The sequence below is a fragment of the Acidimicrobiia bacterium genome (assembly GCA_029210695.1).
Taxonomy (GTDB): Bacteria; Actinomycetota; Acidimicrobiia; order Spongiisociales; family JAHEDJ01; genus JAHEDJ01.
The window spans coordinates 1-11,579 of record JARGFH010000049.1 but is presented as its reverse complement, the minus strand read 5'-3'; the positions used below and the strand labels follow the sequence as shown (position 1 = coordinate 11,579).

At 63.5% G+C, this 11,579-nt stretch carries 11 protein-coding genes; 5 read left to right on the top strand and 6 right to left on the bottom strand.

Annotated features, from left to right (window positions below; genetic code table 11):
* Positions 1–8: 8 nt before the first annotated feature.
* Positions 9–278, top strand: a complete 270-nt coding sequence (locus P1T08_14025; protein MDF1597192.1) for a lipopolysaccharide assembly protein LapA domain-containing protein — start codon at positions 9–11, stop codon at positions 276–278.
* On the opposite strand, the gene P1T08_14020 is transcribed toward P1T08_14025, so the two are convergent.
* The 5 genes from P1T08_14020 to P1T08_14000 form a co-directional block, all read right to left on the bottom strand.
* Positions 275–1,378, bottom strand: a complete 1,104-nt coding sequence (locus P1T08_14020; protein ID MDF1597191.1) for a magnesium transporter CorA family protein — start codon at positions 1,376–1,378, stop codon at positions 275–277. The genes P1T08_14025 and P1T08_14020 overlap by 4 nt on opposite strands.
* Positions 1,379–1,495: 117 nt before the next feature.
* A complete protein-coding gene (locus P1T08_14015; protein MDF1597190.1) occupies positions 1,496–2,521 on the bottom strand; it encodes a hypothetical protein in 1,026 nt (341 codons plus the stop codon).
* A gap of 2 nt (positions 2,522–2,523) precedes the next feature.
* Positions 2,524–2,844, bottom strand: coding sequence for a hypothetical protein (locus P1T08_14010; protein ID MDF1597189.1), 321 nt, complete (start codon positions 2,842–2,844; stop codon positions 2,524–2,526).
* A complete protein-coding gene (locus P1T08_14005) occupies positions 2,841–4,418 on the bottom strand; it encodes a site-specific DNA-methyltransferase (GenBank protein MDF1597188.1) in 1,578 nt (525 codons plus the stop codon). The genes P1T08_14010 and P1T08_14005 overlap by 4 nt, the downstream gene beginning before the upstream one ends.
* An 84-nt stretch (positions 4,419–4,502) precedes the next feature.
* On the bottom strand, positions 4,503–5,105 hold the full coding sequence (locus tag P1T08_14000; GenBank protein MDF1597187.1) for a helix-turn-helix domain containing protein: 603 nt from the start codon (positions 5,103–5,105) through the stop codon (positions 4,503–4,505).
* Positions 5,106–5,178: 73 nt separating this feature from the next.
* On the opposite strand from P1T08_14000, the gene P1T08_13995 reads away from it, so the two are divergent.
* Entirely contained in the window at positions 5,179–7,707 is a 2,529-nt protein-coding gene (locus P1T08_13995; GenBank protein MDF1597186.1) for an MMPL family transporter, read from the top strand.
* Between the two features lie 238 nt (positions 7,708–7,945).
* Positions 7,946–8,899: an NAD(P)-dependent alcohol dehydrogenase gene (locus tag P1T08_13990; protein ID MDF1597185.1), complete on the top strand. Its 954-nt coding sequence runs from the start codon at positions 7,946–7,948 to the stop codon at positions 8,897–8,899.
* An 18-nt stretch (positions 8,900–8,917) separates the two neighbouring features.
* Here P1T08_13990 and P1T08_13985 read toward each other — a convergent pair whose 3' ends face one another.
* Positions 8,918–10,090, bottom strand: a complete 1,173-nt coding sequence (locus P1T08_13985; protein MDF1597184.1) for an aminotransferase class V-fold PLP-dependent enzyme — start codon at positions 10,088–10,090, stop codon at positions 8,918–8,920.
* Between the two features lie 121 nt (positions 10,091–10,211).
* Here P1T08_13985 and P1T08_13980 point away from each other — a divergent pair, with 121 nt between their 5' ends.
* Both P1T08_13980 and P1T08_13975 read left to right on the top strand, forming a co-directional pair.
* Positions 10,212–10,721, top strand: a complete 510-nt coding sequence (locus P1T08_13980) for a DUF1269 domain-containing protein (protein ID MDF1597183.1) — start codon at positions 10,212–10,214, stop codon at positions 10,719–10,721.
* A 186-nt stretch (positions 10,722–10,907) separates the two neighbouring features.
* Positions 10,908–11,507 carry a GNAT family N-acetyltransferase gene (locus tag P1T08_13975; GenBank protein MDF1597182.1) on the top strand — a complete coding sequence of 200 codons (600 nt, stop codon included), beginning with the start codon at positions 10,908–10,910 and terminating at the stop codon, positions 11,505–11,507.
* The last annotated feature ends 72 nt before the right edge of the window (positions 11,508–11,579 follow it).

Sequence of the window (11,579 nt, the reverse complement as noted above, 5' to 3'; positions counted from 1 at the left end):
GCAGCCAAATGACGCAAGACTCACCACAGCAGGCACAACCCTCGAAGCCCGACCGTCCGATGGACATCCGCTGGCTCGCCCGGTGGAGTTTCGTCGTGATCCTGGTCGGAGCTTTCGCGACGTTCGCGTTCCAGAACTCGGAAACCGCCACCGTTGAGTTCTTCGGGTGGAGCTTCGATACGCCGATCATCCTCCTCCTGGTCGGCGCGGCAGTCGTTGGAATCGTCATCTGGGAACTGGCCGGAGCCTTCAGACGCCGCAGGCGCACGGAGCACTAGCCCGTTTCGTCGTCGCGGTGGTCGCCCGAATCTGAATCCTCGGGGCCGGACACCGCGTTCCAAACCGTTCGAGCCGGAACCAGTGTCAGGTGGACGAAGGATGCCAGGCCTCTCCCCACGGCGCGGTCGAGTCGGGGAACCCGGGGGCTGCCGACGAAACCGCGTCTGGCGAAGTAGATCCACAGCCCGAGTCCCACCGAGCCCATCACCCCGAGCAACGCGAAGTACCCGTACTTCCAGCTGAGTTCCGGCATGTTGACGAAGTTCATGCCGTACAAGCCCGCCAAGAGCCCGAGAGGCAGAACGATCGCGGAGAAGACGGTCAACACCTTCATGACCTCGTTCATCCGTTCGGCAACGGTCGCCCGGTAGGTGTCGAGGGCGGAAGCCAGCAGCAGGCGCGCGGAGTCGAGTTCCTCAAGCGCACGCTGACAATCATCGAATGAACTGTCGAGGGTGCTGCGAGCTGAATCCGAAACGACGAACCCCCGCAGCGAGCGTGCCATTGCGCGCAGGACTTCCCGCTGGGGAATCAGCACACGACGCAGCCGGACCACGTCCCGGCGCAAGCCCTGGAGTTGCTGAACGACGTTCGGATCACCGATGATCGCCATCGCTTCGAGCCGATCGACCTCGGCATCCAGATTGTCGATGAGGAGCCGGATCCTGTGCACGAAGATATCCAGAAGTAGCGCCAGGAAATCATCCGGTCCCGTCCCGGCACTCGCCTCGAAAGATCCGGCGACCGCCTCGAAGGCGGGCAGTTGCTCTTGCCGGACCGTGATGAGGAAGTCGGATCCCAGAAACGCATCGACTTCGACGGTCCGCAGCCGCTCCCGGTCGACCGACGGCGAGTGGGCAATGACGAATAGATACCCGGCTCGTTCCTCGATATTCGGGTATTCGGTGGCGTCGAGCACATCGCCGACGTCCAGCGCTTCCAGACCGAACTCGGTGGCCAGCGCAGAAACCTCACGGGGATCGGGAGCGACAACGTCTACCCACACCCAGCCCTGGCGGCGCCTGATTTCAGCCAGGTCTACTCCGGGTTCGACACGGACCGGGCGGGACGTGCCGGTGCTGTGGAAGAGCTCGATCATCAGTACGTACACCCCATCTCAGCCGGAACGGCGCCCACAGCCTACGCTCGAACGGTCCACGAATCGTGGACCGGCGCCTCTCGATGGCGCTCCGCCGGCGCCGGCGACGGAGCTCGGTCAGCCGAATAGCGTGAGCTCTCCGTCACCGGCATCGGCGAGCGGGACATAGGCGGCTACGGCGTGATGAGGCGTGTCGAGATAGACCTTCGCTTCAGGTGCCTGAGCGAACTTGCCGTGGCTCCATCTGACCTCGATGTGACCGGCAACGGACGATTGAACCCCGGAGAGGCGATCGGAATAGGTTGCCTCCCAACTCACGATCGGCTGGCCCCGATCCTGCTCGGACCAGTGACGGAACGAGACGAACTCGGTCGATGCCCGCAAATCCCACGGGGTCTGGACGCGGTAGGCAAGCGGATGACCATCCGCCGACTCCCCCAGCACGAAGTAGGGGGCCGATTGCAGGCGCAGAAGGCGCCACATCATCTGCTCTCGAAGCAGTTTCGTGCCCAGGCTGGCGTGCCAGCGCCGTGATGATCCGGCCGCCGCCTCTGCTGCGAATTCCCGGTAGGCCGCTCTGGCGTTGCCGATCAGGATTCTCGGCAGAGTCTTCTTCAACGCCAGGCGGTGCACGGCGGTCAGTTCGGTCACGTGCTCCGGAAGCGACCGACCCGGCACCAGGCGACGACACTCCTCGTACAGGATCTGATACGCATCGGGAGCAACGGCCGTGAACCAGTCCTCTTCACCGCTGACACCGCCAAACAGGGTGAACGGCGACGAATTCGTGAGAATGTTGGACCCGTATTTGCACGAAACGAGATACACGTGATCGACCCGCAAGTCGGCGGGTATCTCCTCATAACCGGGCGGACGGTGGCCACCTTTCCACTCGACGATCCAGGGCGGTCGGCCCCGAAGACCCTCCTTCGCCGCAGCAAAACGGACCCCGTTCCTCCAGGCGGTGGCGAACAGGTCGCGGTGGAGACCAGCCCGATAGGCTGCCGCCAGCCGGTCGTATACCGCACTATCGACGTTCGCCAGAGCGGGCGGTCGCATACCGATGGCATGCCCGAGATTTGGATAGCCGAACATCCCCAGTCCGGTCACGATCTCGGTGATCTCTGTGCGGAGCGCCGGCACGGTCAGGCGTCCCGGAACAGCCGCTTGAACTGCAACTGCGCGCCTATCAGTTCGGTGGGGAGTTCGCCGTTCCCATAGATCGGCAGAAACGTGTATACGTCTACGGCGACTCCAGAGAGTGCCATCCAGGTCACCACCGCGTCACCCCAACGCTCTTCGAGGAGAGCCTTGCGCAGTTCGTCGGCGCCCTCCTTGGTGAGCAGGGCCGGATCCGTGTCGGCGACCAGGTCGAGCGCCAGCAGTCGTTGTAGCACCTCGATGTCTTCGGCCAGGTACACCCCTGGGGGATCGAAACGTACGACCGCGTACGCGACTCCCTTCATTCGTCTTCGACGTCGTAGTACCGGGCGAGTTGCTCATCGCGACGGGCCGCCAGTTCGGCATCGCTCCAGAACCCGGGGAGTTGCTCGAGTTGCCCCTGTGCATATTGTTCCAACCGGTTGACTCCCTCACTGTCGAACATCTCGATGGCGTCCCATACATTGCCGGGACCTACCGCGTGCAGGGCTCGGTCTCCATCGCTGCCCGGCCGCGGGAGGTTCGACGTCACGATCAACAGACGGGCCTGTTCGTCGAGCGACTTGAGGACGTGCGCCCGGCCCAGCGTCTTCCACAGCGTGTCGGTGCGCAACAGCCCCGGCCTGGCTGTCGTGAAGGCACCGGACACGTCGACCAGGAACTCCCGATCTCCCTTGGCATCCACCACCCGGAAATTGAACTGAACTCCCGATTTCGGCAGCTTGTACGCCTCATCGATGACCTGGAACCCCACCTCTTCCAGTACCTGACGGGCGAGGTCCTGAGCCTTCTTGCCTTCCCGGCTCGCCCGGCGCTGGAAGTGGTCTGCCCGCTCCTCGGCAGTGGCTTCCGGCGGCAAGTCGAGCGCGAAACGCTCCTGGTGGGCGCTCTCATGCTCTCGTTGTTTCCGGTAGCGCTTCTTCTCAGCGCGGTAGCGAGCCTTGGCGGTCTCGATGTAGTCCGGATCCAGGTCGTAGCCGACCCCCCGCCGACCGGTCCGGGCGGCGGCCACGAGCGTCGTTCCCGACCCGAGGAATGGGTCGAGGATGAGATCGTCCTCGAATGTGTACAACTCAATGAGACGGCGCGGAAGGTCGACGGGGAAGGGGGCGGGATGCTGGACCCGGCGGGCGCTCTCGGCGTCGATTCTCCATACATCGAGAGTCGCTTCCATGAACTCGTCGACCGGCATGGTGTTTTCGAAGGGGAAGCCGTCCCTCTCTCTCTGTTGGCGTGATCGCGCCCGATCGAATCTCCCCTTGGAGGCGACTATGACTCGCTCGGTGACGTCGCGCAAGACTGGGTTGGTGGCCTTGTTGAAGGACCCCCAGGCGACCGATCCGGATGCTCCCTCGGCCTTCTGCCAGATGATCTCACCGCGCAGCAGCAAACCCAGATCGTCCTGCAGGATGCGAATCACATCGGAGGACAGGCTCCGATAGGGCTTACGGCCGAGATTGGCCACGTTGACCGCGATCCGGCCGCCGGGTTCGAGCGTGCGCTTGCACTCCGCGAAGACGTCGCGCAGCATTTCCAGGTACTCGACATACGACTTGGGAACCTGCGGGCCCACCGCCTCTGCTGGTCCGGTGATCGCCTGCTCGTATTCCTTCCCGACGAAGTAGGGCGGCGACGTGACCACCAGCGCCACCGACCGGTCGGGGACCTCGGCCATTGAGCGGGCGTCGCCAACGATGCAGGGAGGGTCCGGCAGATCCACCGGCAGTGGACACAACCTGTCATCTTCGGAGAGTTCGGGAGGGCCGAACCGGGCGTAGAACGCTGAGGCGTCATGATTCTCACGGCGGCCAACTCCGAATGCCGACGTGGCGGTGCCTCGAGTGTCTCGGCTGGATTCAGGTCCCGATTGCTCTGTCATCACGCTGAAACGATACAGGTCCATCGTGACAGAATCTCGCACCTCGCAACCAACGGCTGCATGCTGCCATCTCCGGTACGACGATCAACCCTCTGGTCCCCCGTCGTCTGTGAGCATCCCGTACAGAAGGACGTCGATCAGGGCCGCATATAATTCGCGCGCTCTGATCCCGGAGTCCCTTACGGCGGGAATCGAAAGAGGGTTGACCAGCAGGTCCCACATCACTCCCTCGACGAGATCTTTCCGAACCCCGGCGCGCAACCGGCCCGACTGCTCGGCGGTGTCGAAGACCAGCGAGATGAGGCGATGGGCGACGGCGTCCCGGTGCTGGGCGTACTCTGCCGCCAGTCGCGGGTAGAGCTTCTCGAGTTCGTCTCGATGAACCGGCAGATCGATGGCGGGTTGGTCGGCTATGCGCATACCGACGGCTACTAAGACCTGCTCAACCGTCAGGCCGTCCTCACCCTCGAGCTCTGATTGGAGCAACTCGAGCGCCTCGATTGGAGCGAAGAAAGCCGCCCGGACCAGCGCTTCGCGGTCGGCGAAGTAACGATAGAGAGTCACTCGCGAAACTCCCGATCGACTCGCCACTTCATCCATCGATGTCCGACGGACTCCGTGATCGACGAACAATTGGATGGCCGCCTGAAGGATCCGATCGCCGGTTGACAGAGCCTCATAATTCATGATACAAATATAACGTAGCTTGTATCAGTTGACAAGACCTGCAGCTCGTCTAGTTGGACATCGGGAGCATGCATTGACATCCCTGATCCGCTTTCTCTCAGCCGCAATCCGGCGCGCCCCGATTGTGGTCGTAGTCGTCGGCATCGCCATCACAGCCGCACTCGCCGCTTTCATCCCCCAGGACGAAGTCGCACCGACCATCGAGAGCTTCGCTCCCGACGCCCCCGAGTACACAGCGCTGCTGGACGTACAGAATCGCTTCGCATCCACGAGCCGGACGCTGCAGGTACTCATTGGATCCGACACCGGCGACGTGATGACGGCGAATGCACTGCGTGCCGTCGTGTCCGCCGAGGACCGGCTTCAGGCGAGTACAGCGGCCCCCTATCTAGCCGATCGACCGGCCGGGCCGATCGTCTCCTACCTGACACCGGCCATCCGGGCAATGGAGTTCCTGGGGACGCCTATCGACACGGCCGACGACGCCACCGTTCAACAGATGTACCGGCTGGCACTTGGACAGATGTCGTCCGAGGAGGTTGAACAGGTCCGCGCCATGCTCCCCTTCTCGGTTGATGGTCCGATAGGCGGCCCGGTCGAATCGGGGCTAATGGTCGTATTCCTCGATACGTCGAGTTTGGACTCGTACGAAGAGCTGGAAGAGATCCTCCGCAGCGCGGCCGCCGCCGTCGAAGGAGCCACCGACGGCGCAGTCAGCCTGTCGGCTTTCAGCTTCGAGCTGTTGTTTTCGGACACGACCTTTCGCGATGAGGTTCCTGGGCTCTTCCTGCTGGCGACGGTGGTCATCATGGGCATCCTCGCCATTGTGTTCTGGGTGCGTCCGGCTACACCGGCAGGGATCGGCGGCGCGATACGCAGGACTGTGGCCGACATCGCCCTGGCGTTGACGGGCATCGGCATGGCGATCGCCTGGATGATGGGAGCGGGCGTTCTGCTCGGCCCTCGCTACCTCGGGTTGATCGGCAGATCGAGCGAGTTGCTCCAGGCTCTGCCGATCCTGCTCGTGGGGCTGGGGGTCGACTACGCCGTTCATCTGACCGCCCGCTACCGCGGCGAGATCGGGAGCGGCCGAAGCGTTTCGGGGGCGGCTGGTCGAGCTACCGCAACGGTCGGCATCGCTCTCGTCCTCGCCACCCTGACCACGTCGATCGGGTTCCTGACCAACGTCGTAAACCCGGTTCCGGCGCTGCGTGACTTCGGCATCATGGCCGCGGTTGGAATCGCCTCGGCGTTCCTGATAATGCTCACGTTCGTTCCTTCCGTTCGACTCTTGCTCGATCGGCGGGCCGAGCGAAAAGGAACGCTCCCGGCTACCCGCCTCGTCGGCCAGGAACGACGCTGGATAACCCGGGGCTCCGCGGCCACGGCGGTGTTGGCCGAGCGGCATCCCATCGTCGTGCTCGCCACGACGGCGTTGCTGGCAGGAGCGGGAATCTACGGCCTGATGAACCTCGACACCGAGTTCAGTTCGGCCGCCTTCATCCCGGAGGATGCTCCGATTCTGCAGACCTACGCCACACTCAGGGAGAGCTACGAATCCGGCCTTGGGGAAGTGTCTGACGTGCTCATCGAGGGAGAAGTACTCACTCCGGAGGCTCACAACGCGCTGGTGGCTGCGCTGGCGGGATTGGAGGACGACGAGCACGTAGTGCGACAGGGCGACCGGGTAGCCGCGCTGAGTCCGGTATCGGTACTCGCGAGCCTGATGGGAACGTCCGGGTTCGCAGGTGATGCCACCGAGCTCGGCCTCGAACCGGCCTTGACTGTGCGCGCCGACGCGGATGTTGCCGCGATCTACTCGGCTGCGGCGGCCCAAGATCCGGATGGCATGGCTCAGGTTGTCTCCGCGGGCGAACCGCCCGCGGTCAGAGTGGCGATCTCCACGACTGCCGGTGAAGACTTCGCAAGAGACCTGGACGTGGCGCTGTCCGACGACTTCGGATCCCTTGCAGCACTCGACGGAGTAACCGCCGTCGTAACCAACGAGCACATCGTCGTCACCGTGGTCATCGACGCTCTCAATTCGTCACAGATTTCCTCGCTGGCCATCACGCTGATTGCCGCGATGGCGCTGCTGACGGCGGGGTTCTGGTTCGAATGCCGCCGGCCGATGCTCGGCGTGATCACCATCGCCCCCGTCGTCGTCGTCGTTTTGTGGACCTACGGGATGATGGCGGCGAGCGGGATTCCATTCGGTCCGGTTACCGCCACCACCGCCGCACTGGCGATCGGAATCGGCGTTCCGTACACGATTCACATCACGCACCGGTACCTGGAGGATCGGCAGCGCTTCGACGACCCGGCCGACGCGATGCGTTCGACCGCCGGCCACACCGGCGGCGCCCTCGTCGGGTCGGCGCTGACCACTATCGCCGGATTCGCGGTTCTGATCACCTCTTCGCTCACCGCGTTCCAGCAGTTCGGGATAGTCACGGTCTACGCCATCAGCTTCGCACTGCTCGGATCCGTCATCGTTCTGCCGAGCTTGCTGGTGCTGTGGGACCGCTGGCATCAGCGGCGGGGGGAGGAACCGGTGGAGCGCGTATACATCGTCGAAGCGCGGGAGCCCATCGACGCCTAGCGCCGGGTTATTGCGTCGATTGGCCCGGCGGAAAAGCGCCCTCGTGTCGGTGCAGGAGTGTTGAAGTGGGCGGCCATTGGGGGCGTTCGGCTCTACCACGGGCCGAATCCCTTCTACAGACTGGTTGTGTCGAGCCGCGGAGGGTTCATGGTCGAGAACGGACGCGAACTCGGAGGGACCGGCTGAACGGTGCCGGCCGAGGTCATCCAAGGCCTGACCTGAGAGGGAGGTAACTCCAATGCGCGCAGTCGCCTATGAACGGTTTGGACCGCCCGAGGTGATGAAGATCGTTGAGGTCCCCGAACCCGTCCCTGCGCCGGGCGAGATCAAGCTTCGTGTTCGGGCCACGTCGGTCAACCCGATGGACGTTGTCTTTCGAAGCGGAGCGTTGAAAGGTCGGGCCTTCTCGGGAGTCCTGCGACCGACACGAACGATCCTCGGAACCGATATGGCCGGCGAGGTAGCAGACGTGGGTGATGGCGTGGAGGACGTCGTCGTCGGCGACCGTGTCGTGGGTATCACAGGATTCGATGCGGGCGCCTACGCCGAGTATCTCTGTGTCGAAGCCAAGAACATCGTGATGATCCCACCCACCATCGGCTTCGCAGAGGCGGCAGCCTTCTCGTTCGCAGGTCTTTCGTCTCTGCTGTTCCTGCGCAAGATCGGTGGCCTCGAGGCCGGGCGCGTGCTGATCGTCGGAGCGTCTGGCGGACTGGGCACCTTCGCTGTACAACTTGCCGCCCACTACGGCGCCGAGGTGACCGGCGTCTGCAGCACACACAATGCCGACCTGGTCCACTCCCTCTGCGCCAAAGCGGTCATCGACTACACGCGAGACGACCCGACCAAGGCGCCAGAGGCCTACGACGTGATCTTTGATGCAGCGGCTGCCGGTTCATTCGGCGCCTACAAGAAGGCGCTTCGGCCCGGCGGGATCTACTCAAACACGGTGCTCGGGCCGAGAGTTCTGGCCGCCATGGCGTTGAACCCGCTGCGACGCTCCGGCCGGAGAGCCCACACGATGATTGCTTCCGGCGACCCCCGAGAAGACCTCGCAACACTTCGCGACCTGTTCGTCGAGGGCTTGCTGAGATCGGTAGTCGAGCGGACGCTCCCCCTCGAGGACGTCGCAGAAGCGCATCGCCACTACGAAACCGGGCACACGGTCGGCAAGATCGTGCTCACCGTGTGAGGGAAGCAACGAGACGATTCAGCTTCGTCCCAGAGATTCGAGCGAGACCATGAACCGGTCTAGCTCGTCGGTGGTGTTGAAGTAGTGGACGGACGCCCGAACGAGGTCGGAAAGGTGCCGCCGTCCGGCATCGACCGGAGTGGATGACGGTCCGGAGACCGAGAGGTTGATCTGTACCTCGTGCATCGCTGCGACAATCTCGCCGGCCGCAAAACCGTCGACCGTGAACGTCACGATGCCGCACTTGCGCAAACCCAGGTCGGTCAAGTTCACCCCCGGCATGGCAGCGAGGCGCCGGCGCAGTTGGTCCGCCAGGTCGACGACTCGCTGCTCGATCGCAGCGAGGCCGAGGTCGAGCGCATAGTCGACCGCCGCGCCCAGGCCGACCAGCGAGGCGTACCCGAACTCCCACGTTTCGAAGCGCCGGGCATCCGGTAGAACATCGTACGAGTTGGGTCCGGTCCAGCGCGCCGAATGAAGATCAAGCATCTGGGGCTCGTTGGTCCAGCCGTTGCGCACGTAGAGAAAGCCGGTGCCACGGGGACCGCGCAGGTACTTCCGTCCGGTGGCCGTCAGCAGGTCGCAGCCGAGCTCATCGACATCGAGGTCGAGTTGGCCAACCGACTGGCAAGCGTCGAGCAGGTAGGTCACGCCGGCCGATCTGGCGACTTCTCCGATCGCCTCCGCCGGATTCACGAGACCGCCGTTGGTCGGGATGTGGCTGACCGCGATCAGTTTCACCCGGTCGTCCATCATCGACTCGAGGGCCGGGATCGACAGTTCCCCTTGCTCGGTCGAAGGCACTACTTCGACGACTGCCCCCTGCGTGCGGCCGGCCTTGATGAAGTTGATCAGATTGCTTGCGTATTCGGCCTCGGCGGTGAGGATCCGATCACCTGGTTGGAATTCGATGGCGGCGAAAGCCGCGTTCCAGGCCTCAGTGGCGTTTCCCATCAAGGCGATCTCGCCACCGGTGCATCCGAGGAGCCCGGCAATCGATTCGTAGACGGCCGCAATCTGGCCTTGACGTTGATCGGTCAGCTCGTAACCACCGGTCATGGATTCGTGCATCAGGTAGTCGATCTGGGCGTCGACCACCGGGCGGGGAGGAAGTGACGCCCCGGCGTTGTTGAGATGCAGGACGAGCCCGCAGGCCGGAGTGTCCGCCCGAACGGCGTCGATGTCGATCATCCGCCGAATGGTAGAGCCCCCTGGACTTCTCATCTGAGTCTCAGGGTCCCTTCACCATTCTCTGACAATGATTCGACAAGATGACAGCAACAAAGAATCGCAAATAGTTGGAAGGATCATCATGAGCAGCACGACCGAGCAGACAACCGGCGACCTCGTTGCCCTCGAATTCGACGATGAGCTAAAAGCCAGAGAAGTCCTGCTCGCCTTCCTTCGCCTGCAGAAGCACAAATCATTGCTCCTGGAGGATGCAGCCATCGTGACCAACAACCGCAAGGTTCGCATCCTCCAGACCCGGGACACCAACCCAGCTCAGGGAGCACTAAGAGGCAGCTGGTGGGGACTCCTGGCCGGACTCTGGTTCGGCTACGCAGTACCCGCCGCCCTCATCGGAGCAGCCCTCGGCGCACTCTGGGCCTGGCGAACAGACACCGGTATCAGCGACCGACAGATGAAAGCGTTCGGGCAGAATCTCCGCTCAGGAAGCGCCGCTGCGTTCTTCCTGGTGAAGGACGCCTACCCGACGCATCTGATTCGGGAGCTTCGGCGATTCGACGGTCGAATCCTCCACACGACCTTCGATGCCGGAACTCGCGAGCAGTTCGAGGAGGCACTATCGAGCGCAGCCTGACCAAGCCTTGGAGCGGGAACTCCCCTTCCCTCCCTCCGCTGCGATTCCCGCTGCCAAGAGAAGGCCCCGCCAACCGGCGGGGCCTTTTCCATGTCCATACCCGTTTTCGCGCGGGGATCTCCCCCTATGGGGTGGGAATCCCGCGCGAAAACGGGTTTGGCCGCCGCCCTTTCCTACGATGGTTTGATGGAAATCCGCACGGACCGACTAATCCTCCGCCGCTGGCGCGAGTCCGACCGCGAGCCGTTCGCGGTCATGAACGCGGATCCAGAAGTCATGCGCCACATGGTCGCCCCTCTTTCGAGAGACAAGTCCGATGCGTTCATCGAGCGGATCGAAGAAGGTTTCAAGATCTGGGGGTTCGGGCTGTGGGCCGTCGAGTTGAAGGGCGTCGGCGATTTCGTGGGGTTCACAGGCCTATGGCCCACAAGCTTCGACGCCCATTTCACACCTGCGATCGAAATCGGGTGGCGGCTCGACAGAGGTTCCTGGGGCGAGGGTTATGCCACCGAGGCGGCGCGGGGCGCCTTGGGGTTCGGATTCGAGGGAGCCGGGCTCGAAGAGGTGGTTTCCTTCACGATCCCGGCCAACGTGCGCTCGATTGCAGTGATGGAACGTCTGGGAATGACCCACGACCCTGCCGATGACTTCGACCACCCCAGCATCCCTGCCGGGAGTCCTTTGCGACGCCACGTTTTGTATCGGATGACGGCTGAACGGTGGAGGGCGCCGGAGAAGGCCGGGGATCCCGAACGGAGGGGTCGGGGCGCAGGCCCGCTCCCCTAGGTGGCTGCCGAAAAAGTTGGTGGTTGTGGGTCGGGGGTGCTCGCGTTCGAGGTCGTTTTCGGTCACACTGGA

Bases quoted from the DNA above. Each gene is read 5' to 3' on its own strand.
- P1T08_13990 (MDF1597185.1), top strand. From the start codon at position 7,946: ATGCGCGCAGTCGCCTATGAACGGTTTGGACCGCCCGAGGTGATGAAG.
- P1T08_13980 (MDF1597183.1), top strand. From the start codon at position 10,212: ATGAGCAGCACGACCGAGCAGACAACCGGCGACCTCGTTGCCCTCGAA.
- P1T08_14005 (MDF1597188.1), bottom strand. From the start codon at position 4,418: ATGACAGAGCAATCGGGACCTGAATCCAGCCGAGACACTCGAGGCACC.
- P1T08_14010 (MDF1597189.1), bottom strand. From the start codon at position 2,844: ATGAAGGGAGTCGCGTACGCGGTCGTACGTTTCGATCCCCCAGGGGTG.
- P1T08_14000 (MDF1597187.1), bottom strand. From the start codon at position 5,105: ATGAATTATGAGGCTCTGTCAACCGGCGATCGGATCCTTCAGGCGGCC.
- P1T08_14025 (MDF1597192.1), top strand. From the start codon at position 9: ATGACGCAAGACTCACCACAGCAGGCACAACCCTCGAAGCCCGACCGT.
- P1T08_14020 (MDF1597191.1), bottom strand. From the start codon at position 1,378: ATGATCGAGCTCTTCCACAGCACCGGCACGTCCCGCCCGGTCCGTGTC.
- P1T08_13985 (MDF1597184.1), bottom strand. From the start codon at position 10,090: ATGATCGACATCGACGCCGTTCGGGCGGACACTCCGGCCTGCGGGCTC.
- P1T08_13975 (MDF1597182.1), top strand. From the start codon at position 10,908: ATGGAAATCCGCACGGACCGACTAATCCTCCGCCGCTGGCGCGAGTCC.